Source organism: Streptomyces sp. NPDC003034 (assembly GCF_053591375.1).
In genome coordinates this window covers 102328-128317 of the sequence record NZ_JBSFTS010000015.1, presented here as the reverse complement: position 1 = coordinate 128317, position 25990 = coordinate 102328, and the positions used below count along the sequence as shown (strand labels likewise).

Annotated in this window: 18 protein-coding genes and 1 riboswitch; of the genes, 5 read left to right on the top strand and 13 right to left on the bottom strand. The window is 72.2% G+C overall.

The window, feature by feature from the left end:
- Nucleotides 1-21: 21 nt before the first annotated feature.
- Together ACWDX7_RS17320 and ACWDX7_RS17315 are read right to left on the bottom strand one after the other, a co-directional pair.
- A complete protein-coding gene (locus ACWDX7_RS17320) occupies nt 22-528 on the bottom strand; it encodes a hypothetical protein (protein ID WP_451493160.1) in 507 nt (168 codons plus the stop codon).
- A gap of 101 nt (nt 529-629) precedes the next feature.
- The gene (locus ACWDX7_RS17315; protein WP_451493161.1) at nt 630-1391 is read right to left on the bottom strand and encodes a hypothetical protein; all 762 of its coding nucleotides are present in this window, start codon (nt 1389-1391) and stop codon (nt 630-632) included.
- A gap of 255 nt (nt 1392-1646) precedes the next feature.
- On the opposite strand from ACWDX7_RS17315, the gene ACWDX7_RS17310 reads away from it, so the two are divergent.
- A complete protein-coding gene (locus ACWDX7_RS17310) occupies nt 1647-3593 on the top strand; it encodes a CASTOR/POLLUX-related putative ion channel (RefSeq protein WP_451493162.1) in 1947 nt (648 codons plus the stop codon).
- A gap of 20 nt (nt 3594-3613) precedes the next feature.
- Here ACWDX7_RS17310 and ACWDX7_RS17305 read toward each other — a convergent pair whose 3' ends face one another.
- The 5 genes from ACWDX7_RS17305 to ACWDX7_RS17285 form a co-directional block, all read right to left on the bottom strand.
- Nucleotides 3614-5572 (bottom strand): flavin monoamine oxidase family protein, encoded by a 1959-nt coding sequence (locus ACWDX7_RS17305; RefSeq protein ID WP_451493167.1) that lies wholly within the window; start codon nt 5570-5572, stop codon nt 3614-3616.
- 279 nt (nt 5573-5851) lie between these two features.
- On the bottom strand, nt 5852-6502 hold the full coding sequence (locus ACWDX7_RS17300) for a thymidine kinase (RefSeq protein ID WP_451493163.1): 651 nt from the start codon (nt 6500-6502) through the stop codon (nt 5852-5854).
- An 88-nt stretch (nt 6503-6590) separates the two neighbouring features.
- A complete protein-coding gene (locus ACWDX7_RS17295) occupies nt 6591-7793 on the bottom strand; it encodes an alkaline phosphatase family protein (RefSeq protein ID WP_451493164.1) in 1203 nt (400 codons plus the stop codon).
- Complete coding sequence (locus tag ACWDX7_RS17290; protein ID WP_451493165.1) at nt 7793-8389, bottom strand: DUF5998 family protein; 597 nt, start codon at nt 8387-8389, stop codon at nt 7793-7795. The genes ACWDX7_RS17295 and ACWDX7_RS17290 overlap by 1 nt, the downstream gene beginning before the upstream one ends.
- A gap of 70 nt (nt 8390-8459) precedes the next feature.
- Nucleotides 8460-11405, bottom strand: a complete 2946-nt coding sequence (locus ACWDX7_RS17285) for a GNAT family N-acetyltransferase (RefSeq protein ID WP_451750901.1) — start codon at nt 11403-11405, stop codon at nt 8460-8462.
- A 219-nt stretch (nt 11406-11624) separates the two neighbouring features.
- Between ACWDX7_RS17285 and ACWDX7_RS17280 the strand changes: the two genes are divergently transcribed.
- Complete coding sequence (locus ACWDX7_RS17280) at nt 11625-11906, top strand: HPr family phosphocarrier protein (protein ID WP_030026990.1); 282 nt, start codon at nt 11625-11627, stop codon at nt 11904-11906.
- 522 nt (nt 11907-12428) lie between these two features.
- On the opposite strand, the gene ACWDX7_RS17275 is transcribed toward ACWDX7_RS17280, so the two are convergent.
- The 4 genes from ACWDX7_RS17275 to ACWDX7_RS17260 form a co-directional block, all read right to left on the bottom strand.
- Complete coding sequence (locus ACWDX7_RS17275; RefSeq protein ID WP_451492927.1) at nt 12429-13106, bottom strand: GntR family transcriptional regulator; 678 nt, start codon at nt 13104-13106, stop codon at nt 12429-12431.
- Nucleotides 13107-13312: 206 nt separating this feature from the next.
- Nucleotides 13313-14104 (bottom strand): M23 family metallopeptidase, encoded by a 792-nt coding sequence (locus ACWDX7_RS17270; protein WP_451492928.1) that lies wholly within the window; start codon nt 14102-14104, stop codon nt 13313-13315.
- A 12-nt stretch (nt 14105-14116) separates the two neighbouring features.
- Nucleotides 14117-14276: riboswitch (cyclic di-AMP (ydaO/yuaA leader) on the bottom strand.
- Nucleotides 14277-14469: 193 nt separating this feature from the next.
- Complete coding sequence (locus ACWDX7_RS17265; RefSeq protein WP_451492955.1) at nt 14470-15837, bottom strand: M16 family metallopeptidase; 1368 nt, start codon at nt 15835-15837, stop codon at nt 14470-14472.
- Between the two features lie 20 nt (nt 15838-15857).
- Nucleotides 15858-17231 carry a M16 family metallopeptidase gene (locus tag ACWDX7_RS17260; RefSeq protein WP_451492929.1) on the bottom strand — a complete coding sequence of 458 codons (1374 nt, stop codon included), beginning with the start codon at nt 17229-17231 and terminating at the stop codon, nt 15858-15860.
- A 329-nt stretch (nt 17232-17560) separates the two neighbouring features.
- Here ACWDX7_RS17260 and ACWDX7_RS17255 point away from each other — a divergent pair, with 329 nt between their 5' ends.
- Nucleotides 17561-20014 (top strand): DNA gyrase/topoisomerase IV subunit A, encoded by a 2454-nt coding sequence (locus ACWDX7_RS17255; RefSeq protein WP_451492930.1) that lies wholly within the window; start codon nt 17561-17563, stop codon nt 20012-20014.
- Between the two features lie 98 nt (nt 20015-20112).
- Nucleotides 20113-22197 carry a restriction endonuclease gene (locus ACWDX7_RS17250; RefSeq protein WP_451492931.1) on the top strand — a complete coding sequence of 695 codons (2085 nt, stop codon included), beginning with the start codon at nt 20113-20115 and terminating at the stop codon, nt 22195-22197.
- A gap of 52 nt (nt 22198-22249) precedes the next feature.
- Here the strand turns inward: ACWDX7_RS17250 and ACWDX7_RS17245 are convergent, their stop codons facing one another.
- Together ACWDX7_RS17245 and ACWDX7_RS17240 are read right to left on the bottom strand one after the other, a co-directional pair.
- Entirely contained in the window at nt 22250-23344 is a 1095-nt protein-coding gene (locus ACWDX7_RS17245) for a CobW family GTP-binding protein (protein ID WP_451492932.1), read from the bottom strand.
- 24 nt (nt 23345-23368) lie between these two features.
- On the bottom strand, nt 23369-24541 hold the full coding sequence (locus ACWDX7_RS17240) for a citrate synthase/methylcitrate synthase (RefSeq protein ID WP_451492933.1): 1173 nt from the start codon (nt 24539-24541) through the stop codon (nt 23369-23371).
- A gap of 55 nt (nt 24542-24596) precedes the next feature.
- On the opposite strand from ACWDX7_RS17240, the gene ACWDX7_RS17235 reads away from it, so the two are divergent.
- Nucleotides 24597-25832: a citrate synthase gene (locus tag ACWDX7_RS17235; RefSeq protein WP_451492934.1), complete on the top strand. Its 1236-nt coding sequence runs from the start codon at nt 24597-24599 to the stop codon at nt 25830-25832.
- The last annotated feature ends 158 nt before the right edge of the window (nt 25833-25990 follow it).

Here is a 25990-nt window from a genome sequence, read left to right as displayed (position 1 = left end):
ACTGAGCGCGCCCTCGGGCGTTCACGAAGCCGAGGCCGGCTTGGTCCGGATCACCAGAGCGACGGTCAGGGCTGCGAGCAGCATGCTGCCGGCCACCCACCAGAGGGCGGCGCTGTAACCGGCGAGCAGGTCTTCGGTGAACGACTCGGGCGACGATGACCCGCCGTTCAGGTAGGCCGTGAGGACCCCGCTGAGCAGCGCCCCACCGATCGCTCCGCCCAGGTGCTGGGCGGCGACGACGGTCGTGGCGGCCGCGCCGAAGCGTTGCGGAGCGATGCCGGCGGCGGCCGTGACGAAGACGGGCACGAGGGCGAGGCCCATGCCGAAGCCGGTGAGGAGCATGCCGGGCAGGACCGGGATCACGTACCCGCCGTTGACGTCGAGCCCGCTCAGGAGCAGCAGTCCGCCGGCCGCGATCCCCAGGCCCCCCGAGATCAGGGCGCGGGGCGCGACCCGGCCCGCGCCGAGCCGGGCGATCAGGCGGTACGGGCCGATGCGGGTCGGGTCTTGGGCGATCAGCTGGCCCACGCGAGAAAGATAGTCCAACCACCCGCCAGGGGCGCCCCCGTCAGCCGCATCGCAGTCTCCCTCCCGGGGGTCGTAGTCCGCATGCCGACGGCGAGTGCGTCTTACGAGGCGGCCGCGCCCCCGGCCTTCGAGAACTTCTCCCACTGGGCCGTCACCACGTCCTGCGGCACCCCGCCGAAGTCCTTGGTGTCGAGGATGTCCGACCGGAAGGACAGGGTCACCGCCCCGGCTCGGATCACCGTCAGGTACTTGTAGAGCTTGATGTCCTCCTCCTTCACGTCCTGCACCACGATGCCGTACGCGAGGGCCTCGTCCCCCAGCGCGGGAGCCTCGACCGGCTCCACTGTCAGGACCTTTCCCTCCACGACCCCGCGCTCCTCCGTGTACCCGCCCGCGCACTGCCGGCCGGCCTCGGCCAGGCTCTTCATCGCCGAGGCGGCGCCGCCGTCGCGGTAGGAGCGCAGCAGGATGTCGGTGCCGACGGCCTGCCAGTCGCCGGGCACATTGGTCTTCGTGTAGGCCTGGGCCGTGTGCCCGGCCTTTCCGAGGCTGGTCAACGGCTGACAGGCCGCGGGCTGTGCGTCGTAGATCTCGTTCATGGGCTCGTCCAGGAACGGCTCGGCCGCCTCGTACTGTCCTGCCTTGTCGCCCGGGGCGAGCGCGAAGGCCTTGAGCTGCTCTACGCCTGGCCCTGCGCTGCCGACCGCGCCCGCACCCGCGTCCGTACCCGCGCCGGGGCTTCCGCTCGCGGAGGCGGTGGCCTTGTCCTCCACCGGTGGCTTGCTGCCGCTGCCCCCGCATCCCGCGACACCGGCCAGCGCGACCGTGGCGGCGGCCGCGCGCCACGTCTTCCCGTTCCCCACCCTGTGCAACGTAGTGCCATCCCCTCACGTTCATACCGGAGCCATGATTGTGCGGGCCCCCTCACCGGCTTCGGCGGCCGGGGTCGAGTGGCGAGGAGACGCGACGCGGTGCGGTTCGGTGCGCCGAGGTGCATTCATACCTCTGAGTGAGGTCGGTGCGGTTCAAGGGGGGCGGGAGCGGAGATCTGCCTAGGGTGACTCCCGGGGTCGGAGCGCAGCTCCGACCGGCGCGTCAACTCATGTACGGGAGCTCGTGTGGCGCAGCAGGACACGAGGGCCCTCCGGCTCCGCCTCCGGTACCGCTTCGACCATCTGGTGTCCGGGGGGACGACCGCGCTCATCGGCTGGCTCGCCCTGGCCTGCCTCGCTGTCGTCATTCCGGCGAGTCTGGTCCTCGTCTGGTCCGACCGGGCCGCTCCGGCCACGCTCTCCGGCCGGCTCACCGCCGTGTGGGTCAGCGTCGGTCAGACGTTGAAGATCGGGGGTGCGGTCGGCTCCCCGCTCTACGTACTGGCGTCCGTATCGCTCGCGCTGGTGGCGCTGCTCTTCGTGTCCACCCTGGTCAGTCTGATCACCACGGGCATCAACCGGCGCATCATGTCGCTGCGCCTGGGCCACTCCACCGTGCTGGAGACGCGGCACACCGTCGTACTGGGGTGGTCGGACCAGGTCTTTCCCGTCATCGGAGAGCTGGTGGCCGCCAACGCCAACCAGCGCCGCTCCGCCATCGCGGTACTCGCCCCGCAGGACAAGGTGTGGATGGAGGAGAAGATCTCCACCCGCGTCGGCGACAGTGGCAGGACGCGGATCATCTGCCGCAGCGGGAGCACCCGCGACCCCACCGAGCTGTGCCGGGTCAGCCCGCGCACCGCGAGGGCGGTGCTGGTGCTGCCTCCCACCGGGGACACCGGTGACGCCCACGTGGTGAAGACGCTACTCGCCCTCGACGCAGCCGTCCGCGGGTCCGGGGAGGGGGAAGCGGTGGTGGTCGCCGCCGTCCGTGACTCCCGCAACCACAGGACCGCCAGGCTGGCCGCCGGACCCACGGGACACGTCCTGTGCGTCGACGACATCGTCGCCCGGCTCCTCGTTCAGACAGCCCGGCAGCCCGGTCTCTCCCTCGTCTACTCGGAGTTGCTCGACTTCGAGGGCGACGAGTTCTACCCGATCGCCGCCGAGGACCTCGTGGGGCGCACGTTCGGCGAGGCGCTTTTGTCGTTCGCCACGTCCTCGGCGGTCGGCCTGCTGCACGCCGACGGGAGCGTCACGCTCAATCCGGAACCGGGCGCGGCGATCGGACCGGCCGACCGGATCATCGTCATCTCCCAGGACGACCACACGGCCGTGCGGGCGGACGTGGCCTCCCAGGTCGACGAGGACGCCATCGTGACGGCCGGCCCCAGGACCGCCAAGGCCGAACGCCTCCTGCTGCTCGGCTGGAACCGCCGCGCCCCGCTCGTCATCGAGCAGCTCGGCCAGTACGTGAGCCCGGGAACCACCCTGGACGTCGTGGCGCTCGGCGAGTATGCGGCCGTCCGCGGCGCCCGCGCCGTCGCGGCCGTGCGGTCCCGCCTCGCAGTCTCCTTCCACGACGGGGACATCACCGACCCGCTCGCCCTGGCCAAGCTGGACGTGCCCTCGTACGACAGCGTCATCGTGATCGGTGAGACGGAGCCCGCGGCCTCGGCTTCCGACGCACCCGCCGTCGCCCTCGATCCGGTGACGGAGCCCGAGGTGCGGGCGGACGACAGGACGCTGGTCACCCTGCTGCACCTGCGCGCCATCGGGGACGCCGCGCGGCGGGAACTCACGCTCACCACCGAGATGTCCCACGACGGCAACCGGCTGCTCGCGCCCGCCCGGGACGGCGCCGACTTCATCGTGAGCGGCAAGCTGATCAGCCTTCTGATGACGCAGATCTCGGAGAGCCCGTATCTCGCCGCGGTCTTCGAGGAGTTGTTCAAGGCGGACGGCCACGAGTTCCACCTCAAGCCGGCCGCGGACTACGTCCGGGCCGGTCATGAGGTCTCGTTCGCCACCGCCGTCGAGTCGGCGCGGCGGCGCCGGGAGTGCGTGGTCGGCTACCGGCTGCGCGCGCGGAGCGCCACGGGCCCCGACTACGGTGTACGGATCAATCCCGACAAGCGGCAGCGGGTCCGGTTCTGCGAGGAGGACTGGCTGATCCTGCTCGCCGAGAGCTGACGGCACCACCTGGGGCGGCCCTACGCCGTGTGCACTTCCAGGGCGGTCCGCACCGCAGATTCCAGGGCTCCCTCGATCCACGCGGGCTTGATGGAGGTGTGGCAGCCGGCGAAGTGCAGGTTGCCCTCGGCCCTGCGGACGTGGGGGAAGAGCTCGGTGTGCTGGCCGGGCAGCAGCACCGAGGCCTCACCGTAAGCGTAGGGATCGCGCATCCAGGACTGGGTGCGGCCGACGCCGGTGTAGAAGACCTCGATGCGCTGCCCGAACACCTCCTGGACGCCGGCGAGGGCGCGCGGGTAGCGCTCCTCGTCGTCCAGGGAGTCCCACTTCAGGGCGTCGTCCGACCAGCTGTAGGAGGCCAGGAGGACGCCGCCGGCACTGCCTGCGACGGGGTAGGAGGGCTGGAACATGAAGCGGTTGGGATTGTCGGTGGCCGAGCCTCCGCCGATGAGGCCGGCCGCCTCGGGCTGGTCCCGGGTGACCACACGGCTGGCGGCGTAGTGGGCGCGCTGCCCCGTGGAGATGTGGCCCTCGGGCACGGAGGAGTGGGCACCCAGCAGGGTTCCGGTCGCCGGGGTCTGGCCGTTCTGGTACTGCCGGTACAGGCCGGGCTGCACGGTTTCGAGCTCACGCTTCCACTCGGCCTCGTCGAACTCCCACCAGCGGCGGCTGAATTCGAGCAGCACCTTGGTGGCGGCGTCGTAGTGCAGTTCGGTGACCGCGCGTCGCTTGCCGTAGGAGAGCGCGGGGCTGATGGGGATGTGGCGCAGTCCGGAGAAGGGGACGGTGATGATCGCGGTGTCGGCGGTGAAGGTCTCGCGCCGCACGGGGCTGCCGCCGCGGCCCTCGGACACGGTCTCGACGGTGACCTTGCCCTCGCCGTGGGTGATGCGGGTGGCACGACGGTCGAGGCGCACGAGGTTCTTGACGCGCGCGTACAGCGCGTCGGCCAGGGTGGCGGTGCCGTCGGGCAGTTCGTAGAAGGCCGTGTCGGGACTGATCAACGAGGCACCGATGAAGCTGTGCACGAAGGCGAGGTGCAGGCGGGAGGTGAGGTTCTCGACGGTTCCGATCAGGTCGATGGTCCGCTCGTCGAGCTTGGCCTCCTCCGTCAGGAAGCGATACATCGACATGTGGCCGTAGCGCTGGATGATGCGTGCCCAGCCCTCGACGAGTTCCTTGTCCTTCTTGCCGTCGATCTCCTTGCGTACGGGCGCGAAGGCGTCGCGGACGATCTGCGAGGCGGGGACGGACTCGTATGCCTTCGGCACCCCGAAGGAACGATTGAGCGCCTGCGGGGCGCGCGCGTAGTCGCCGCGGCGGACGCGGATGCCGTTGACGTAGATCCATGTCCGGTAGGCGGGGCGGCCGGCTCCGTCGACGTCGATCAGGTGGAAGCGCCGGCGCTTGAGGCCGAGGCTGTCCATCAGTCCGGTGACCAGCGGGTGGCTGTCGGGGATGCGCATGGCGCCGGCCTCGGCGTACTGCCGCCGGTCGGCGAAGGGCTGGGCGGCGTTCTCGTGCCCGCCCGTGCGGAAGGTCTTGATCCGGCCGCCCACCCTGTTGGCGTTGGCCTCGATGACGGTGACCTGGTGGCCCGCCTCGCGCAGGAGGTGGGCGGCCGTGAGGCCGGCCGGCCCGGCCCCGACGATCAGCACCTTCTTTCCCGGGCGGGGTGAGCGAGGCAGGCCGTTCTTCAGAAGGATGTCGGCGTAGCGCGGTACGAGCGGCTGGTCCTCGTCGTCCCGTACGAGGATGGCCCGGGCGATCGTCAGGCAGGTGCCCCAGTCGGCGACCGCGGAGCCGGGGACGGCCTGCGAGGTATCGGCGGAGGTGACGGCGACCGTCAGCCCGCCGGCCGTCGCGAAGGCGGCCGCTCCGGCGATGACGGTACGGCGGGAGGGCAACGGTGTGGGCTCGCCGGGGGTTCCGGGGGCGTGAGGGGGTTCAGGGGTTTCGGAGGTGGCGTCGGGGTCCATGATCACGACCTAACTCTTGCCGTTCTCCCGGACCCGAACGGCCAGAAACCGCCCGCGCGGGCAAGTACTACCCGGACGTGCGTGTTGCCCGTCCGTGCTGACGAACTGGGTTTCGTACGGGCGGTCCTCGTTCCGGTCGGCGGCCGCTACGCGGGGCGGTCGGGCACAGGAGCGGGGCAACTCCGTATCCCACAGGTCACGTGCGGTCACGACAGCATGAAGCCCGGCCGGTTCGGCAGCTGTACGCTCACGTACCTCAGGAGGTCCCGCCCTCCACCGTCAGGCCGGGTTGACCGGGAGGACGTCCGGGGAGAGGGTGGACGCCTGGGCTGAGGCCGAGGTCGTGCGGCGGCGGTGATGGCGGCGGCAGAGGACCTCGTAGCCGATCTCACCCGCCGGGCGGTTCACGTCGCCGACGACGACCTGGGCGCCCTCGACCACCATCTCGCCGTCTATCGTGCGGGCGTTGTGGGTCGCGCGGGCGCCGCACCAGCACAGGGCCTCCACCTGGAGCTGCTCCAGGCGGTCCGCCAGCTCGATCAGCCGCTGGGAGCCCGGGAAGAGCTTGGTGCGGAAGTCCGTCGTGATGCCGAAGGCGAAGACGTCCAGGCCGAGGTCGTCCACGATGCGCGCGAGCTGGTCGATCTGCTGCGGGGCGAGGAACTGCGCCTCGTCGACGATCACGTAGTCCGCCTTCCCGCCCTTGGAGAGCTGGGCGACCAGGTACGCGTACAGGTCCATGCCCTCCGGCGCCTCCACCGCCTCCGTCACCAACCCGAGGCGCGAGGACAGCTTCCCCTCACCCGCCCGGTCGTCACGGGTGAAGATCACGCCCTGAAGTCCCCGCGCATCGCGGTTGTGGGCGATCTGGAGCGCCAGAGTGCTCTTTCCGCAGTCCATCGTTCCGGAGAAGAACACCAGCTCGGGCATGGGAAGTACGAGACCTTTCGGGTCGTGGGCAGCGGCGGGCGCCCGGTCTGGAGGCCGGTTGCGGGGTCAGGAGTGGTTCAGGAGTGGTTCAGGAATGGATTTCGAGCAGCGGGACGAGCTGCTCCGCCGCCGTCATGGAGCCGTGCATTCCGACCAGCGCCGACTCGTTGGGCTCATTGCGGGAGGCGGTGATCGCGACATCGGCCTGAGCCGCCGCGACCACGTCGCCGATGCGCCCCAGCACGCGCTCGTCGCACTCCCCCGGCGGCCCGAACCAGCCCAGTTCCAGGGCCTCTTCGCGGCTCGCGATCCAGAACCGGTCGCCCAGCACCTCGCGCCACACGGTCAGGACGTCGTTCTGCGCCCCCGGCACCGCGTACACGTGCCGGGCCCGGCCCTCGCCGCCCAGCAGGGCCACGCCCGCGCCCAGCTCCCAGTCCTCGTCGTAGTCGATCCGCGCCTCCTCCTCGAAGGGGATGTCGACCATGCCGTGGTCCGCGGTCACGTACAGGGCGGTGCGCGGCGGCAGCTGCTCGGCGAGCCGCTGGACGAGCCGGTCCACGTACATCAGTTGGCCGCGCCAGGCGTCCGAGTCGACGCCGTGGCGGTGGCCGGCGCCGTCGAGCTCGCTGTAGTACGTGTAGACGAGGGCGCGGTCACCGGCCGCGAGGCGCTCGGCGGCCAGGTCCATGCGCTCCTCGCCGGTCATCCGGCCGAGGAAGCTGCCGCCGCTCAGCGCGACCTTGGTGAGCGGGGTGGTCTGGAAGGCGGGCGAGGACACCTGGGCGGTCGCCACCCCGGCCTTGTCGGCCAGCTGGAAGACCGTCGGGTACGGCTGCCAGGGCTTCGGCTCGGTCCACGGGTACCAGCGGAGCTGGTTCATGAGGTCACCGGTGGCGGGGTTGCGCACGGCGTAGCCGGGCAGGCCGTGGCGGGCGGGCGGCAGGCCGGTGCCGACGGAGGCGAGCGAGGTGGCCGTGGTCGCCGGGAAGCCGGAGGTGAGCGGGCGGCCGGTGCCGCCGCGCGAGCTGCCGAGGAGGGAGGTCAGGTACGGGGCCTCTGCCGGGTGGGCCTTGATCTGCTCCCAGCCCATGCCGTCGACCAGGAACACGCAGTTCCGGTCGGCCGGGGTGAGCTCCGGGATGGCCGCGCTGAAACCCGGTACGCCCTGACCGGCCGCGAGCGTGGGCAGCAGGTCGGCGAGGGAGCCGCTGCCGTACTGCGGGACGGGGGCGCCGTCCAGGTCCAGCAGCTCCGGCTCCTGCCAGTCCTGCGCCGTCGAGTACACCATCAGCGGGCGGGAGAGGAGGTCGCCGCCGTCGCTTCGGAGAGCGCCTGCGCGAAGAGGAGGGTCTGGCGCACCGCCTCCGGGCCGTCGCCCGCCTCGCTGACGCGCAGGCTGAGGTCGTCGGCGGTGGAGTTGCCGGTGTAGCCGTGGTCGGAGTCGCAGTTCGGGTCGCCGCAGGCGGCGGGCTCCAGGTCGATCCGGGAGACCGCGCCCCAGCCGATGGTCAGGACGACCTCGCGGGGCAGGGTGCCGGGGGTGTAGGACTCCGGGTTGGCTACGACGCGGCTCAGCACCACCGAGGAGATGCTGGAGAGCTTGACCGACTCGGTGGACGTGGTCGCGTACGGGGAGGGGGAGCCCGCGTCGGCGGCCTGCTCGTCGGTGTGGCTGACGATGAAGCGGTTGCCGGTCAGGACCAGCACGGTGACGTGGCGGCGCACCTCGTTGGAGTCGAAGGTCGTCTCCTGGTGGACCAGGTACGACGAAATGGGCTCGCCGCCCACCGCGGCCTCCACCGCCTCGGCCACGAGGGCCGGGTAGTAGCCGCTGCGCTCGATCGCCGTGCGCAGCCCCTGGGTCGTCGTACCGGATTTCGCCATGAGGTCCATCCTAAGGCCCGCACGGCGCACCCCGGCCGCTCTGTACCCGGTCAGTCAGGTCAGTGGCCGCTCAGTAGCTCGGGAGCGTCCGCGGCCCGAGATCGCCGCGGGCGGGCGGGTGGGCGACGCGGACGGTGGCACTGAGGACGGAGAGGCCCTCGGCGGCGACCACGACGGGCTCCAGGCAGACCCCGATGACCTCGGGATGGTCGTCCACGAGACGGGACAGGCGCAGGAGGAGTTCCTCCAGCGCGCCGGTGTCGACGGGGTCGCTGCCGCGCCAGCCGAAGAGGAGGGGAGCGGTCCGGATGGACCGGATGAGCCCCGCGGCGTCGCGGTCGGTGGCCGGGACGAGGCGGTGGGCGGTGTCGCCGAGCAGTTCCGAGGCGACTCCGGCGAGCCCGAAGGACAGGACGGCGCCGGCCGCCGGGTCGATCACGGACCGCACGACGGTGTCCACGCCGCGGGGCACCATGGCCTGGACCACGGGGAGCAGTTCCGCCGGTTTGCCCAGCGTCTCGGTCATCTCGTCGTACGAGCGCCTCAGCTCGGACTCGCTCGTCAGATCGAGCCGTACGCCGCCCAGGTCCGCGCGGTGGCGCAGGTGCGGGGCGGTGGTCTTGAGGACGACGGGATACCCCAGGGCCCGGGCGGCGCGGGCCGCCGCGTCGGGCGTGAGGGCGGACAGGGTGGGCAGCACCCGGATCCCGTACCGCCCCAGCAGCGTATGGGCGTCGAAGTCGCCCAGGGTGACCGCGGCTCCCTCCTCGACGGAGGCGAGCAGCCGGGCCAGCTGCGCGGCGGCCCCCGCCTCGTCGATGTCCTCGTACTCGGGTACGTGCCCGGCCTCGGCGTTGGCCTGCCGCCACTGGCCGTAACGCACCGCCTCCGCGACGGCCTTGACCGCCCGCTCGGCGGCGGGATAGGCGGGGATGCGGGCGGCTGCGGGGGTGGCGGAGGATCCGGGCGGCGCGGCGGTTCCCGTACCGGTGGGCGGCGGTTGCGAGGGCGCGCCCGCCTGCGGCGGCCGGGGAGCGCGGCCGGGGGCGGCCGAGGCGCGGGGTGCGGGGCCGGGACCCGCGGCTACGGGCGCGCCCGCCACTCCGGCGAGGCTGCCCGCTCCGGCGGCGACCGCCGTTTCGGGCGCGACCGCCGTTTCGGGCGGCCGGTGGCGGGCGGGGGCGGGGCCGCGCGCGGCGGACAGGGCCTCCGCCAGCTCGCCGAGCTCCACGTGGACCACGGCCACCGGCTTGCCGGGGCGCTCCTCGACCGCGTCGCGCAGGGCCTCGGCCAGGTCGTCGGCCAGCGCCTGCTCCCCGACCCACGGGATGGCGGTAACGATGACCGCGTCGTTGCCGTCCGAGGCCAGGGCGGCGGCCAGGGCGTCCCGGAAGTCTGCGGGCGAGGCCGCCGTCGTCAGGTCCAGCGGCGGCAGCGGGCGCAGCCCCTGCGTCAGGCAGGCGTCGTAGCTCAGGACCCCGAGGGATTCGGAGTTGCCGAGGATGGCGATCCGGGGTCCGGCGGGCAGCGGCTGCGAGGCCAGCAGGAGGCCGACGTCCGCCAGCTCCGTCACCGTGTCGACCCGGATCACGCCGGCCTGGCGCAGCAGCTCGGAGACGGTGGCGTCGGACAGCCGGGTGTCCGGGACGACGTGCCCGGCCGGGGTGTGGCGGCCGCCGCGGGCGACGACCACCGGCTTCGCGGCCGCGGTCCGGCGGGCGAGGCGGGTGAACTTCCGCGGGTTGCCCAGGGTCTCCAGGTACATCAGGGCGACGTCCGTCGCCTCGTCCTCGTACCAGTACTGGAGGATGTCGTTGCCGGAGACGTCGGCCCGGTTGCCCGCCGAGACGAAGGAGGACAGCCCCTCCCCGCGGCGCAGGAGCGCGGAGAGCAGGGCGATCCCGATGGCCCCGGACTGGGTGAAGAGGCCGATCCGGCCGTGCAAGGGCATGGGGGCGGGCGTCAGCGAGGCGTTGAGCTCGACCTCCGGGGAGGTGTTGATCACCCCGTACGCGTTCGGTCCGATCAGGCGCATGCCGTACGAGCGCACCTGGCGCACCAGTTCGCGCTGGCGGGCGAGCCCGGCCGGGCCGCTCTCCCCGTATCCGGCGGACAGCACCACGAGCCCCTGCACCGCGTGCTCACCGCAGGCCGCCACCGCCTCCGGGACCCGGTCCGCCGGAACCGCGATGACCGCGAGGTCGACCGGGGCGTCGATGGCGCCGAGCGTGCGGTAGGCCCGTACGCCGTCCAGGAGATCGGCCGTGACCGCCTCGTTGACGGCGTAGAGGTGGCCGCGGAAGCCGCTGTCCCGCAGGTTGCGCAGGGCGGCGGCGCCCACGCCCGCGCCGGAGCGGCTGACTCCGATCACGGCCACCGAGCCGGGGGCGAGCAGCCGCTGCACCGAGCGGGCCTCGGCGCGCTGCTCACGGGCGCGCTGGACGGCGAGGGACTCGGCCGTCGGTTCGAGGTCGAGGGTGAGGCGCACGGAGCCGTCTTCGAAGCTGCGCTTCTGCTGGTAGCCGGCGTCCGTGAACACCTTGATCATTTTGTTGTTCGCGGGGAGCACCTCGGCGGCGAACCGCCGGATGCCGCGCTCCCTGGCCACCGCGCCGATGTGTTCGAGGAGGGTGGAGGCCACCCCGCGGCCCTGGTGGGCGTCCTGGACGAGGAAGGCGACCTCGGCCTCGTCGGCGGGGGCGGAGGCGGGCCGGCCGTCGGCGCCGATCCGGTCGTAGCGGACGGTCCCGATGAACTCCCCGCCGATGGTGGCGGCGAGGCCGACCCGGTCCACGTAGTCGTGGTGCGTGAAGCGGTGCACGTCGCGGTCGGAGAGCCGGGGGTAGGGGGCGAAGAAGCGGTAGTACTTCGACTCGTCGGAGACCTGCTCGTAGAAGCTGACCAGCCGCCCCGCGTCCTGCGCGGTGATGGGCCGGATCCGGGCGGTGCCGCCGTCGCGCAGGACGACGTCCGCCTCCCAGTGGGCCGGGTACGAAGGGTCCGACTCGGTGGTCATGGGGCCCACCTTAAGGCCGGGACGGGCCGGGCGGCCCTGGCGCGGCGCATCCTGCGAGCCGACGTGAATCAGTGCAAGCTGGGGAAGGCCGAAGGCGGGAGATCCGGGCGGCGGGACGGAAGATCCGGGCAGCTGGACGGTCCGAGCATTCCGGTCCGAGCATTCCGGGTGTCGTGAGAGACTGGTCTAGACAACGTTAAGAACCTGAAGGGCATCACCATGGCAGAGCGCCGCGTCAACGTCGGTTGGGCCGAGGGCCTGCACGCTCGTCCCGCCTCGATCTTCGTCCGTGCGACGACCGCTTCGGGCGTCCCGGTGACCATCGCGAAGTCCGGAGGCGACCCCGTCAACGCCGCTTCCATGCTGGCGGTTCTGGGCCTGGGCGCCCAGGGCGGCGAGGAGATCGTCCTCGCGTCCGAGGCCGAGGGCGCGGAGGCCGCGCTGGACCGCCTCGCGAAGCTCGTCGCCGAGGGCCTTGAGGAGCTCCCGGAGACCGTCTGACCCTTCGGGTTCGAGTCACGCGGTGAAGCCGCGGTCCCCGCTGTCCGGCGACCGCGGCTTCGCTGTGTGGTGGGTCGGGCGGGAGCCGGCGGCGCGGGCGGGGAGCGGGGTGGGCCGGCGGGCCGGCCCGAGTCGGGGGCCGGCGCCCGTGACGGCAGCCGGAGGCGATGCACGGCCTCACCGAATCCGCCCGGCTCAGGTCGGCTTGGATCGGCTCAGCTCGGCTCGAATCGGCCCGGCCCGGCCCGGCCCGGCGAAGACTCGCATGGCGCCGAATCCAGCGCCGCCCGAATCAGCAATGCCCTCATCCAGCCGCGCCCGAAGTCCAGCCGCGCCCGAAGTCCAGCCGCGCCCGAAGTCCAGCCGCGCCCGAATTCAGCTCCGCCGGAATTCGTACACCTTGACCGCCCGGGCCGATCATCCGGCCCCCGACCGCCGATAAACGTTCCTGGGCGGTCAGCGAATTCACACCACCCGCAATTCTGGCAGCCACAGCCGACACCCATGTGTATACGGGCTCTGTTAATGCCGGCCGCTCGACATGTTTACGGCAGGTTGCGAAGTCCTCACCGCGGTCCGCAGCCGCGGCCGGTGCGCTCCGGTCGCCCGGTCGGCGTGGAGGGCTGTCAGGGCCCGCGCCCTCTCGGCGTCCCCGCGCGCGACCGCGTCCACGATCGCCCCGTGCTCCGCCCAGGACTCCACCGGCCGGAGCGGCGCCTCCTCCGCGTACATCCACGCGACCTTGTGCCGCATCTGCGTGAGCAGCGCTATCAGTCCGGGGCTGCCGGAAGCCTGTGCGAGCGTCTCGTGGAACCAGCTGCCCAGCGCCCGCAAATCCTCGCCCTGGCCGCGCCTGGCCCGCTCCTGGCCCAGCCTGACCAGTCCGCGCAGCACCTTGAGGTGGGCCTCGGTGCGCCGCCCGGCGGCTCTGGCCGCCGCCAGCGGCTCCACCAGCATCCGCAGCTCCAGGAGGTCGGCGGCCTCCTGCTCGGTCGGCTCCGCCACGCAGGCGCCCGCATGGCGCCGCGTGGTCACGAACCCCTCCGACTCCAGGGTGCGCAGCGCCTCGCGGACGGGGACGCGGGAGACGCCGTACCTGCGGGCGAGCACCTCCTCGGTCAGCCGGCTGCCCGGCTCGAAGACCCCGGAGACGATGTCGTCGCGAATTGCCGTGCATACCGCATGCGCAGGAATACGCAAGACCGGACCTCCGCCTATTTCCGACTGCATCGTCAACGAACGCGCGTGAACGAACGCGCGTGCGCGTACCGCGACTCTATTGCAACACACGATTATTTCCGAGAGCGGTCGGAAATCCGTAAGTTTTGCGGAACGCGAAGACCCCGGCTCGGCGAGCCGGGGTCTTCGGTGAAGGGAGAGGGAGCGACGGTGCGCTGCCGTACGCGTCAGAGGCTGACGCCGTGCGAGCGCAGGTAGGCGACCGGGTCGATGTCCGAGCCGTAGTCGGCGCCGGTGCGGGCCTCGAAGTGCAGGTGGGGACCGCTGGAGTTGCCCGTGGAGCCGGCCAGGCCGATCTGCTGGCCCGGGGCGACCTGCTGGCCGACGGAGACGTTCAGCGCGGACAGGTGCCCGTACTGGGTGTAGGTGCCGTCGTTGTGCTTGATGACGACGTTGTTGCCGTAGGCGCCGCCCCAGCCGGCCTCGACGACGGTACCGATGCCCACCGCGCGGATCGAGGTGCCCGTCGAGGCGTGGAAGTCGATGCCGGTGTGGCTGCCGGAGGACCACATGCCGCCACCGGCGCCGTACTGGGTGCTCACGTACGAGCCCGCGACCGGGGAGACGAAGGTGTTGAGGCGCTTGCGCTCGGCCTCGCGGGCGGCGCGCTCGGCGGCCTCGCGCTCGGCCTTCGCCTTGGCCTCGGCCAGGCGCTTGGCTTCGGCGGCCCGCTGCTTGGCATCGGCCTCGGCCTGCGCCCGCGCGGCGGTGGCCTCGGCGGCCCGCTCCTGGGACTCGGCCTGGTTCTTGATGTCACCCGCGAGGTCCTCGGCCACGACGACGGCGTTGAGGCCGGTGTCCTGGACGGAGTTGTCGATGTCCGCCGCGAACGCCGGGCCCGCGAGGGAGCCGACGACACCAGTGGTGGCGAGGGCGGCGACACCGGCGTAGCCGGCGGTCTTACGGCTCAGACGACTGGAACCGCGGTGCTTACCGGCGGCACGACTGCCAAACGCCATGAAGGGGCTGATCCTTTCCTTCCCTCTCGCCTACCGGGTTAGCTGACGGGTTCGGAGCAGGAAGGTCTCCTACGGGCCTCCTCTTGCGAGGCGGCTCGATTCACCCCAGGGACTGATGTGGGTCCCCGGCTCCCCAGGCTCGCGCCTGACGGGGACTCGGCGATGCTGTCCGCTGCCGCGGGTGCGGCGGGTACGACTGACGAACAGCACGGCCGACGCTAGGCGGATCATCAGTCAATCGCCAAACAGACGCGCCTTTTTGTTGCGTACGCCACATCACATAAAAGCAACCTCACCACTTAACGGACAAAGGGACCCCTGGCGGACAAGCCGCCAGAGGCCCCTTCGGAACCGTCGACAGGGCGTCAGTTGGTGACGACGCTCACGTCCCCGATCCCCAGCGCGCGCACCGGTTCCTCGATGACCGCCGCGTCGCCCACCAGGATCGTGACCAGCCGGTCCACCGGGAAGGCGCTCACGACCGCCGAAGTGGCCTCCACCGTTCCGGTTTCGGCGAGGCGCGCGTACAACTGCGCCTGGTAGTCGTCCGGGAGCTCCTGCTCGACCTGGTCGGCGAGAGTGCCGGCGACAGAGGCCGCCGTCTCGAACTTCAGCGGGGCCACGCCCACCAAGTTCTGCACCGCCACGTCCCGTTCGGCATCGGTCAGACCGCCCTCCGCGAGGGTGCGCAGCACCTTCCAGAGGTCCTCCAGCGCGGGACCCGTGTTGGGGGTGTCCACCGAGCCGCTGATGGCGAGCATCGAGGCGCCCTTGCCGTCGGCGGTGGAGCGCAGCACCTGGCCGAAGGCGCGCACTCCGTAGGTGTACCCCTTCTCCTCGCGCAGCACCTTGTCCAGCCGGGAGGTCAGGGTGCCGCCCAGGCAGTACGTGCCGAGCACCTGGGCCGCCCAGACCCGGTCGTGCCGGTCCGGCCCGATCCGGCCGATCAGCAGCTGCGTCTGGACGGCGCCGGGCCGGTCCACGATGACCACGCGGCCGGTGTCGTCGGCGGTCACCGGCGGCACCGGGAGGGGCTCGGCGGCATCACCCGTCCAGGCCCCCAGCGTGTCCGCCAGCACGGCGTCGAGGTCGATGCCGGTCAGGTCGCCGACGACCACCGCGGTGGCGGCGGCGGGGCGTACGTGGGCCTCGTAGAAGCCGCGTACGGCCGCGGAGTCGATCCGCGCGACCGTCTCCTCGGTGCCCTGCCGCGGGCGGGACATCCGCAGGGACGCCGGGAAGAGCTCCTTGGAGAGCTGCTTGGCGGCGCGGCGCTGCGGGTTGGCCAGCTCGTGCGGGATCTCGTCGAGCCGGTTGCGCACCAGCCGGTCGACCTCGGCGTCGGAGAAGGCGGGCGCGCGCAGTGCGTCGGCGAGCAGGCCGAGCGCCTTGGGCAGGCGGGATGCCGGGACCTCCAGGGAGACCCGCAGGCCGGGGTGGTCGGCGTGCGCGTCGAGGGTGGCGCCGCAGCGCTCCAGCTCGGCGGCGAACTCCTCGGCGGAGTGCTTGTCCGTGCCCTCCGACAGGGCCCGGGCCATGATGGTCGCCACCCCGTCGAGGCCCTCGGGCTCGGCGTCCAGCGGGGCGGCGAGATTGATCTCGACCGCCACCACCTGCTGGCCCGGGCGGTGGCAGCGCAGCAGGGTCAGGCCGTTGGACAGCACCGAGCGCTCCGGGGCCGGGAAGGCCCACGGCTGCGGCTCGCCGGCCTGCGGCTGCGGGTGGAAGGTCATCGTGACGGCTGCGGTGTCGCTCACTGCTCCGCCCCCTCGTTCTCGTTCTCGTCGGACTCAGCGGACTCGCCGGACGCGCCGGCGCCGGCGCCGGCGGCGGGCAGCGGCTCGTACACGAGCACCGCGCGGTTGTCCGGGCGCAGCCGGGCGGCGGCCACGGCCTGGACCTCCTCGGCGGTGATGTCCAGGACGCGCTGGACGGCGGTCAGCGCCAGCTGCGGGTCTCCGAACAGCACCGCGAAGCGGCACAGTTCGTCGGCGCGGCCGGCCACCGTGCTCAGCCGGTCGAGCCACTCCCGCTCCAGCTGCGCCTGCGCGCGCTCCATCTCCTCGGCCGTCGGGCCCTCGGCGGCGAACCGCGCGAGCTCCTCGTCCACGGCGGCCTCGATCGTGGGGATCTCGACCCCGCTGGAGGTCTTCACGTCCAGCCAGCCCAGCGAGGGGGCCCCGGCGAGCCGCAGCATGCCGAAGCCGGCCGCGACGGCCGTCTGGTCGCGGCGCACCAGGCGGTTGTGGAGCAGGGAGGACTCTCCGCCGCCCAGGATGGTCAACGCCACGTCGGCGGCGTCGCACTCGCGGGTGCCGTCGTGCGGCAGCCGGTAGGCGGCCATCAGCGCACGCGCCGGGACCTCCTCGACGATCTCCTCGCGCAGCTGCTCCCCGATGATGTCGGGCAGGGTGCCGTCGCGCGGCGGCTGCTTGCCGTCGTGCGCCGGGATGGTCCCGAAGTACTTCTCCACCCAGGCGAGGGTCTGCTCGGGGTCGATGTCGCCGACGACCGACAGCACCGCGTTGTTGGGTGCGTAGTACGTACGGAAGAAGTGGCGCGCGTCCTCCAGCGACGCGGCGTCCAGGTCGGCCATGGAGCCGATCGGAGTGTGGTGGTACGGGTGCCCCTCGGGGTACGCGAGGGCGGTCAGCCGCTCGAACGCCGTGCCGTACGGGACGTTGTCGTACCGCTGGCGGCGCTCGTTCTTGACGACGTCGCGCTGGTTCTCCATGGACTCGTCGTCCAGGGCCGCCAGCAGCGAGCCCATCCGGTCCGCCTCCAGCCAGAGGGCGAGCTCCAGCTGGTGGGTCGGCATCGTCTCGAAGTAGTTGGTGCGCTCGAAACTGGTGGTGCCGTTCAGGGAACCGCCGGCGCCCTGGACCAGCTCGAAGTGCCCGTTGCCCTTGACGCTCGCCGAGCCCTGGAACATAAGGTGCTCGAAGAGGTGAGCCAGGCCGGTACGTCCCTTGACTTCGTGGCGCGAGCCGACGTCGTACCAGAGGCAGACCGCGGCGACCGGGGTGAGGTGGTCCTCGGAAAGCACCACGCGCAAGCCGTTGGCCAGCCGGTGCTCGGTCGCTGTCAGGCCGCCGGAGCCGGCCTGAGCTGTGGCCGTGTGACCCATGGGCATGTGGTCCCTTCGATCGAGGATGCAGAGATTTCTGTCAGACCTGCCACTGTATGCAAGCGCGTCGGCAGCCGGAGAAGTTCCCGGGTCCGGCCTGGGTCGGAGTAAGCGTTGTCGGTGCCTCGGGCCACAATGGTCCGCGTCCACACCCGTCAGAGCCCCACGAGCCGCCGTCCGACCCCGCGAGACCGTTACACCCGTTACACCCGCCAGAGCAGTCAGATCCGCCAGAGCAGTCAGATCCCGCCAGACCCCGCACACCAGTCACACGTCACACCCGTCACACCCACAGCACACATCTTTCTTGGTTAAGGAGCCGCGCAGCGATGGCCCGCCGCAGCACGAAAACCCCGCCGCCGGAGGAGTTCGAGGAGAAGATCCTCGACATCGACGTCGTCGACGAAATGCAGGGCTCCTTCCTTGAGTACGCGTACTCGGTGATCTACTCCCGGGCCCTGCCCGACGCCCGGGACGGTATGAAGCCGGTGCACCGCCGCATCGTCTACCAGATGAACGAGATGAGCCTGCGCCCCGACCGCGGCTACGTGAAGTGCGCCCGCGTCGTGGGCGAGGTCATGGGCAAGCTCCACCCGCACGGCGACGCGTCGATCTACGACGCCCTCGTGCGCATGGCGCAGCCCTTCTCGATGCGGCTGCCGCTGGTCGACGGCCACGGCAACTTCGGTTCGCTCGGCAACGACGACCCGCCGGCCGCGATGCGTTACACCGAGTGCAAGATGGCCGACGCCACGTCACTGATGACGGAGTCGATCGACGAGGACACCGTCGATTTCACCGCCAACTACGACGGCCAGGAGCAGGAACCGGTCGCGCTGCCCGCCGCCTACCCGAACCTGCTGGTCAACGGCGCGTCCGGGATCGCGGTCGGCATGGCCACCAACATGCCCCCGCACAACCTCGGCGAGGTCATCGCGGCCGCCCGCCACCTGATCCGCCACCCGGGTGCGGACCTGGAAGCGCTGATGCGCTTCGTCCCGGGCCCCGACCTGCCCACCGGCGGCCGGATCGTCGGACTCGCGGGCATCAAGGACGCCTACGAGAACGGCCGCGGCACCTTCAAGATCCGCGCGACCGTGGCCGTGGAGAACGTGACGGCGCGCCGCAAGGGCCTCGTCGTCACGGAACTGCCCTTCACGGTCGGCCCCGAGAAGGTCATCGCGAAGATCAAGGACCTCGTCGGTGCCAAGAAGCTCCAGGGCATCGCCGACGTCAAGGACCTCACCGACCGCGCGCACGGCCTGCGCCTGGTCATCGAGATCAAGAACGGCTTCCACCCGGAGGCCGTGCTGGAGCAGCTGTACAAGCTGACGCCGATGGAGGAGTCCTTCGGCATCAACAACGTGGCGCTGGTCGACGGGCAGCCGCTCACGCTGGGCCTCAAGGAGCTGCTGGAGGTCTACCTGGACCACCGCTTCGAGGTCGTCCGGCGGCGCAGCGAGTTCCGTCGCACCAAGCGCCGCGACCGGCTGCACCTGGTCGAGGGCCTGCTGGTGGCGCTCATCGACATCGACGAGGTCATCCGGCTCATCCGGGACAGCGAGAACTCCGCCCAGGCCAAGGCCCGGCTGATGGAGCGGTTCTCGCTCAGCGAGATCCAGACCCAGTACATCCTGGACACCCCGCTGCGCCGGCTCACCAAGTTCGACCGGATCGAGCTGGAGTCCGAGCGCGACCGGCTGACCGGGGAGATCGACGAGCTGACCGGGATCCTGGAGTCGGACGCGGAGCTGCGCAAGCTGGTCTCCACCGAACTGGCCGCGGTCGCGAAGAAGTTCGGTACCGAGCGGCGCACCGTGCTCCTTGAGTCGGCGAGCACGAGTGTCTCGGCGGTTCCGCTGGAGGTCGCCGACGATCCGTGCCGCGTCCTGCTCTCCTCCACCGGTCTGCTGGCCCGCACGGTGACCGGCGAGCCGCTGGCGGAGGCCGACGGCAAGCGCGCCAAGCACGACCTCATCGTCTCGCAGGTGCTGGCTACGGCGCGGGCCGAGGTCGGGGTCGTCACCTCCACCGGCCGCCTGCTGCGGCTCTCGGTGATCGACCTGCCGCAGCTCCCGGACACGGCCGCCGCGCCGACCCTGGCGGGCGGGGCGCCGATCTCGGAGTTCCTCCCCTCGCTGGAGGCGGACGAGAAGGTGATCTGCCTGATCTCGCTGGACGAGAGCTCGCAGGGCCTGGCAGTGGGCACCGAGCAGGGCGTGGTCAAGCGCGTCGTGCCGGACTATCCCGCCAACAAGGACGAGCTGGAGGTGATCACCCTCAAGGAGGGTGACCGGATCGTCGGCGCGGTCGAACTGCGCACGGGCGAGGAGGACCTGGTCTTCATCACCGACGACGCGCAGCTGCTGCGCTACCCCGCGAGCCAGGTGCGCCCGCAGGGCCGCCCGGCGGGCGGTATGGCGGGCATCAAGCTCGCCGGAGACGCGAAGGTGATCCACTTCTCGGCCGTCGACCCGGCCCGGGACGCCATGGTGTTCTCGGTGGCGGGCTCGCACGGCACCTTGGACGACTCGATGCTGTCCGGGAAGCTGACCCCCTTCGACCAGTACCCGCGCAAGGGCCGGGCCACCGGCGGCGTGCGCTGCCACCGGTTCCTGAAGGGCGAGGACGTACTGGTCCTGGCCTGGGCCGGAAACACTCCCGTCCGGGCGGCGGGGGCGAACGGCAATCCGGCCGAACTCCCGCCGGTCGACCCGCGCCGGGACGGCTCCGGGGTCGCGCTGCCCGCGGCCGTCGCTGCTCTGGCCGGGGGCGAGCTGTAGGAGTGGGGCATGCGGGGTGGACGGTCCTCGGGTCGCAAGCCCCGCATTCCGATTAGTGTTTTCCCTTCGGTGCTTGCGGGTGGGCGGGGGAAAAACTGATGAGTCGTCGGTCCAGCGGAATGATCGGGGTGTGGGCCGAGGCCCAGCGGCAGCAGCAGCGGGCGCAGCTGATCCAGCAGCGCGAGGCGGAGAGCCGGCAGCGGGCGTACGAGCGGGAGCTCGCGCGGGGCCGGCGCGAGCACCAGGCCGCGTACAAGCAGCACCGCGAGGCCGAGGCCCGACGGCGTACCGAGCGGCTTGACGCCGAGGTGGCGGCCCTCCAGGGCCTGCTGGCCGCGGGCTGCCGGGCGCCGGCGTTCCGGATGGTGGCGCTGGTCCGCTCCGAGCAGCTCGAACCCTTCTCCCCCGGCACGCTGGCGCACCCCGTGCCGATGCCGCGCATCGAGCAGTTCCAGCAGCAGGCCGGCTGGACGCTCGGCTCCAACCGGCGGGCGCAGGCGGAGCGCGAGGCACATGCCCGTTACACCCAGGCCTGGCAGGCCGCGCAGGCGGCGGAGACGCAGCGGCAGCGGCAGCTGGCGGCGTACCGCGGGCAGTACGACCGCTGGGCCGCCGAACAGCTCGCCGAGATACGCCGGCACAACAGCGGGCTCGCCGAGCTGGCCGGCACACTGCGCTCGGGAGACGCGACGGCGGTGGTGGACTACTTCTCCGCCGCCCTGTACGCCTCCACGGCCTGGCCCGAGGAACTGCCGCGGCAGGTGAGCGCCGCCTACGACCCGGCGGGGCGGCAGCTGGTACTGGACTGGGAGCTGCCGCGGTACGAGGTGGTGCCGCAGGCCAAGTCGGTGCGGTACATGCCCGGTACGGACCAGGACAAGGAGACGGCCCGGCCCGCCACGCAGCGCCGCGCCCTGTACCGGGACCTGCTGGCGCAGTGCGTGCTCCTGGTCGTGCGTGAGCTGTACGCGGCGGACGAGTTCGGCGTGCTGGACTCGGTCGTCGTCAACGGCTTCGTGGACGACCACGATCCCGTGACGGGCCGCGAGGCCCAGATCGTGCTGGCCACGGTGTCGGCCGCCCGCTCCGCCTTCTCCGGGCTGCGGCTGGAACAGGTGAGCGCGGTGGACTGCCTGGTCGAGGGCCTGCGGGGACAGCTGTCCGCGCGCCCCGACCAGCTGACGGCCGTACGGGCCATCCGCGTGCCGGGCGAGGTCGGCGGCGGGGTGGTCACCCACGGCGGCGCGCACGGGAGCGCGGAGGAGCCCGATCTCTTCGCGATGGACCCGATCGCCTTCGAGAACCTGGTCGCCGAGTTGTTCCGGGCGATGGGCATGCAGGCGGTGACCACCCAGCGGTCGGGAGACGGCGGCGTGGACGTCGAGGCGCTGGACCCGGCCCCGATCCGGGGCGGGCGGATCGTGGTACAGGTCAAGCGCTACCGCAACACCGTGCCGCCTACGGCGGTACGGGACTTGTACGGCACGGTCCAGGACGCGGGGGCGAACAAGGGGGTGCTGGTCACCACCTCGTCCTTCGGACCGGGGTCGTACACCTTTGCCAACGGCAAGCCGCTGGAATTGGTTCCCGGCACCGAACTCGTGGCGCTGCTGCACCAGTACGGCCTGCTGGGGCGGCTGGGCAGCGGTCCCGCCGCCGTCCCGGCGCAGGGCCCGCCCGAGCCCGAGGAGCCGCCCGCGGGTCACAACGTGCTCGGCATGTCCTGGTCGGGCGAGGTCGCGCTGGACGTGTGCGCGCTGGTCTGCGAGGGCAACCGGGTGCTGAGCGAGGACCACTTCGTCTTCTTCAACAACCCGCGCACTCCGGACGGTTCGGTCCGGACGCGGGCGCACGCGGCGCCCGACAAGGCCTCGGTCGAGGTCACCTTCGACGCTTTGCCGCTGCCTGCCGACCGGCTCGTCCTCGTGGCGGCGATCGACCCCGAGATCAATCCCGATGCCGATCTCGCCGGGTTCACCGACGCCCGGATCCGGTTGCTGGGCGCGGCCGGGGAGGAGCTGGGCCGCCTGGAGGTCTCCGACGGCCGGGCGGGCGAGACGGCCCTGGTCCTCGGCTCGTTCCGGCGCCGGCCGAACGGCGACTGGGATTTCGTGATCGGCGGCAAGGGCTACCGGGGCGGGCTGGAAGACCTGCTGCGGGAGCACGGCGTCGAAGTGGCCTAGTAGGGGTCCTGTCGCCCCCTCCCGGCGGTGACCGGGAGGGGCGCGACTTCGATCAGTACTCCTGGTCGGCGCCGGCCGCCTCGCCATCCGGTCCGGGCCGCGGCCCGGGGCCCGGCTGGGCGACGTAGCGCAGGACGCCCCACATGCTCTCGGGGGGCGTCTCCTGCGGCGCCGGTTCGCGGCAGGCCTCCAGTTCGCGCCGCAGAGCGGGGCCGTCGGTACCCGAGCCGATCAGTACGAGCTGCGTCAGGCGCGGTTCCCCCCGCCCCCAGGGCCCCGGGGCGAAGCGGAGGAAGCGGCCGACCGCGTGGACCTCGTACCGCTCCTCGTGACCGGGAACGCCGAACCAGACGTAGCCCTTGATCCGGTAGAGCCCGGCCGGGCGGCGGTCGAGGAAGTCGATGAACCGGCGCGGGCTCAGTGCCTGCTCGCTGGTGAACTCGACGCTCTCGTACGCCGCGTGCACGTGGGTGGAGTGGTCCTCGCCGTCCGCCTCGGCGAGCAGGTCCTCGAAGGAGAGCTGCCCGCGCGTCTCGGTCCAGGGCCGGCGGTCGAAGAGGAGTTCCGGATCGATCCGCCCGTGGTCGGCGCCCACGACGGGGGTGCCCGGTGCGCAGAGCACGGCGAGCTCCGCCTCGATCCGGGCCCGCTCGGCGGCGTCCACCCGGTCGGTCTTGTTCAGCACCACCAGGTCCGCGACGGCGAGGTGCCGGTCGGTCTCCGGGTGCCTGGCCCGGGTCGCGTCGAACTCCGCCGCGTCCACCACCTCCACCATGCCGCCGTAGCGGACGTCCGGATTCTCGCTCGCCATCAGCATCCGGATCATCTCCTGCGGCTCCGCCAGCCCGCTGGCCTCGATGACGATCACGTCGATCCGGTGGGCGGGCGCGGACAGCTTCTCCAGGTACGCGTCCAGTTCACTGCCGTCGACGGCGCAGCACAGGCAGCCGCTGCCGAGGGAGACCATGGAGTCTGCGACGTGACCGGCCACCGACATCGCGTCGATCTCGATCGAGCCGAAATCGTTGACGACGACTCCGATACGGGTGCCTCCCCGGTGGGCGAGGAGGTGGTTGAGCACGGTCGTCTTGCCGGATCCCAGGAATCCGGCGAGGACGACGACGGGAATGGGCTGCCTGCTGTTCACCCGGCCGATGGTAACCAGGCGCCGTCACCCGAGCGGAGGCACCGGCTGGGGCGGGACGGGGCCGGTGTACCGGGCGGCAGGGCGGATGATTTTCGAATCGGCGGCCTGCTCCAGGATGTTCGCGCTCCAGCCGACCACACGGGCGGCGCAGAAGGTGGGGGTGAACATCCCGCGCGGCAGCCCGCACAGCTCCATGACCACGCCCGCGTAGAACTCCACGTTGGTGTGCAGTTCGCGGCCCGGCTTGAGCTCGGCGAGGATTTCCTCGACCCGGTGCTCGACCTCGACGGCGAAGTCCACGAGCGGCCCGCCGAATTCGCGGGCGATGTCACGCAGCATGGCGGAACGGGGGTCCTCGGTACGGTAGACGGGGTGGCCGAAGCCCATGATCCGGTCCCCCGCCAGGACCCGTTCGCGGATCCACGGCTCGATGCGGTCCGCGGTGCCGATGGCGTCCAGGGTGTCCAGGGCGCGGCTGGGCGCGCCCCCGTGCAGCGGGCCGGAGAGGGCGCCGACCGCCCCCGTCAGGCAGGCCGCGATATCGGCGCCGGTGGAGGCGATGACCCGTGCGGTGAAGGTCGAGGCGTTGAAACCGTGGTCGACGGTGGAGATCAGGTACCGCTCGACCGCGCGGGCCTTGGCGGGGTCGGGCTCCTGCCCGGTCAGCATGTAGAGGTAGTTGGCGGCGTACGGGAGGTCCTCCCGCGGTTCGACCGGGTCCAAGCCCTGCCCCAGTCGGTGCAGCGCGGTGAGCAGGGTGGGTACGGCGGCGCAGGCGGCCAGCGCGTCGGCGGCCCGGCGGGCCGGGTCGAGGTCGTAGACCGGGCGGAAGCCGGCGCAGGCCCCGAGCAGGGAGAGCGCCGTGCGCAGTCCGGCGAGCGGACCGGAGAGCGCGGTGGCCCGGGCCAGGGCGGGCAGTGCCTCCCGGACCTCGTCGGGCAGCCGGCGCAGCGGGACGATCTCCGCGGCGAAGCCGGCCCGCTCGGCGGCGTCGGCGGGGAGGGCGCCGCGGAACATCAGGTGCCACACGTCCTCGAAGCTACGGCTCCGGGCGAGCTCGACGGCCGAGTACTGGCGGTAGTGGTAGAAGCCTTCACGGCCTCGGACGTCACCGAGCTCCGTCTCGGCGACGACGACTCCGGCGAGTCCGCGGGGCACGGGGACAAGGATGTTGTTGTTCATGGATCGACCATCCATCTTGGATTCAATCCTTGTCAATATTGATCGAATCAATGTATGTAGGCTGCGCATCATGACGAATGAGACGGACGGAGGACCCCGGCTCAGCACCCGCGAGGCAGCGCAGGTGCTGGGGGTGAAGCCCGCGACGGTGTACGCGTACGTGAGCCGGGGCCAGCTCACGAGCCGACGCGATCCCGTCGGGCGCGGCAGCAGCTTTGACGCGCGCGAGGTGGAGGCGCTGGCCCGGCGCAGCCGACGCGAGGCGGCGGCTGCCCACGGGGAGCTGTCCGTACGGACCTCGCTCACGCTGATCGAGCCCGACCGGTACTTCTTCCGGGGCGTCGACGCCGTAGAACTGGCCACGCGCTACCCGTACGAGGAGGTCGCCGAATGGCTGTGGACGGGGACGCTGCCGCGCGGCGCCCGGTTCACCGCTCCCCCGCAGGCCCTCGCCGCGGCGCGCCGGGCGGTGGCCGCACTGCCCGACCACAGCGGGCCGATCGACCGGCTGCGGGTGGCGACCGCCGCCGCCGCCGTCGCGGACCCGTTGCGCTTCGACCTCTCGCAGGAGGCCGTACTGGGCTCCGCGCGGTGCCTGATCCCGACGCTCGTCGGCGCGCTGCCGACGGCGGGGCAGGACCACCGCGGGACCGGACCGACCGCCTGGCAGCTGTGGCGCCGGCTGACCGCTCGGGAGCCGGATCCGGCTGCCCTGGACGCCCTCGACCTCGCGCTGGCCCTGCTCATCGACCACGACCTGGCCGCCTCGACGCTGGCCGTACGGGTGGCCGCGTCGGCACGGGCGCATCCGTACGCGGCGGTCTCGGCCGGACTCGGCGCCCTCGAAGGGCCGCTGCACGGCGCGGCCGGGCGGCTGGCGCACCGGATGCTGGCCGAGGCGCTGGAGCGGGGCGGCGCGGCGCCGGTGGTCGCGGACCATCTGCGGGCGGGCCGGCGGATCCCGGGGCTCGGACACCGGCTCTACCCGGGCGAGGATCCCCGGGCGCGGGCGCTGTTCGCACGGCTGGAGACGCTGCCCCAGGCAGGGCCCGCGCTGGCCGCCGCCCGGGAGGTCGTCGCCACCACCGCCGCGCGCCGGCCCGGGCTGCACGCCAATGTGGATCTGGCGCTGGCGGTGCTGACGGTGTCCTGCGGGATGGAACCGGAGGCCGGGGAGACCGTCTTCGCGGTGGCCCGTACGGCGGGCTGGATCGCCCACGCGCTGGAGGAGTACCAGGAGCGGCCGCTGCGGATGCGTCCCCGCGGCCACTACCAGGGCCCCCGCCCACCCCAGCCCCTCCCCTGACGCCCGCCCGCACCCCAGCCAGCGCCATGACGGCCGAGCCCGGCCCCGGCGCCGCCCTGTCAGCCGATCCCGCTCCGCCACCCCGTGACGGCCACCCACCCCAGCCATGGCCGTAACGCCCGACCGCACCCCAGCCACCGCCGTGACGGCCGAGCCCG

What these genes read in the sequence shown, in the direction of transcription:
- ACWDX7_RS17305 (WP_451493167.1), bottom strand. Translation starts at nt 5,572, where the DNA reads ATGGACCCCGACGCCACCTCCGAAACCCCTGAACCCCCTCACGCCCCC.
- ACWDX7_RS17300 (WP_451493163.1), bottom strand. Translation starts at nt 6,502, where the DNA reads ATGCCCGAGCTGGTGTTCTTCTCCGGAACGATGGACTGCGGAAAGAGC.
- ACWDX7_RS17295 (WP_451493164.1), bottom strand. Translation starts at nt 7,793, where the DNA reads ATGGTGTACTCGACGGCGCAGGACTGGCAGGAGCCGGAGCTGCTGGAC.
- ACWDX7_RS17290 (WP_451493165.1), bottom strand. Translation starts at nt 8,389, where the DNA reads ATGGCGAAATCCGGTACGACGACCCAGGGGCTGCGCACGGCGATCGAG.
- ACWDX7_RS17285 (WP_451750901.1), bottom strand. Translation starts at nt 11,405, where the DNA reads ATGACCACCGAGTCGGACCCTTCGTACCCGGCCCACTGGGAGGCGGAC.
- ACWDX7_RS17280 (WP_030026990.1), top strand. Translation starts at nt 11,625, where the DNA reads ATGGCAGAGCGCCGCGTCAACGTCGGTTGGGCCGAGGGCCTGCACGCT.
- ACWDX7_RS17270 (WP_451492928.1), bottom strand. Translation starts at nt 14,104, where the DNA reads ATGGCGTTTGGCAGTCGTGCCGCCGGTAAGCACCGCGGTTCCAGTCGT.
- ACWDX7_RS17265 (WP_451492955.1), bottom strand. Translation starts at nt 15,837, where the DNA reads ATGACCTTCCACCCGCAGCCGCAGGCCGGCGAGCCGCAGCCGTGGGCC.
- ACWDX7_RS17260 (WP_451492929.1), bottom strand. Translation starts at nt 17,231, where the DNA reads ATGGGTCACACGGCCACAGCTCAGGCCGGCTCCGGCGGCCTGACAGCG.
- ACWDX7_RS17255 (WP_451492930.1), top strand. Translation starts at nt 17,561, where the DNA reads ATGGCCCGCCGCAGCACGAAAACCCCGCCGCCGGAGGAGTTCGAGGAG.
- ACWDX7_RS17250 (WP_451492931.1), top strand. Translation starts at nt 20,113, where the DNA reads ATGAGTCGTCGGTCCAGCGGAATGATCGGGGTGTGGGCCGAGGCCCAG.
- ACWDX7_RS17240 (WP_451492933.1), bottom strand. Translation starts at nt 24,541, where the DNA reads ATGGATGGTCGATCCATGAACAACAACATCCTTGTCCCCGTGCCCCGC.
- ACWDX7_RS17235 (WP_451492934.1), top strand. Translation starts at nt 24,597, where the DNA reads ATGACGAATGAGACGGACGGAGGACCCCGGCTCAGCACCCGCGAGGCA.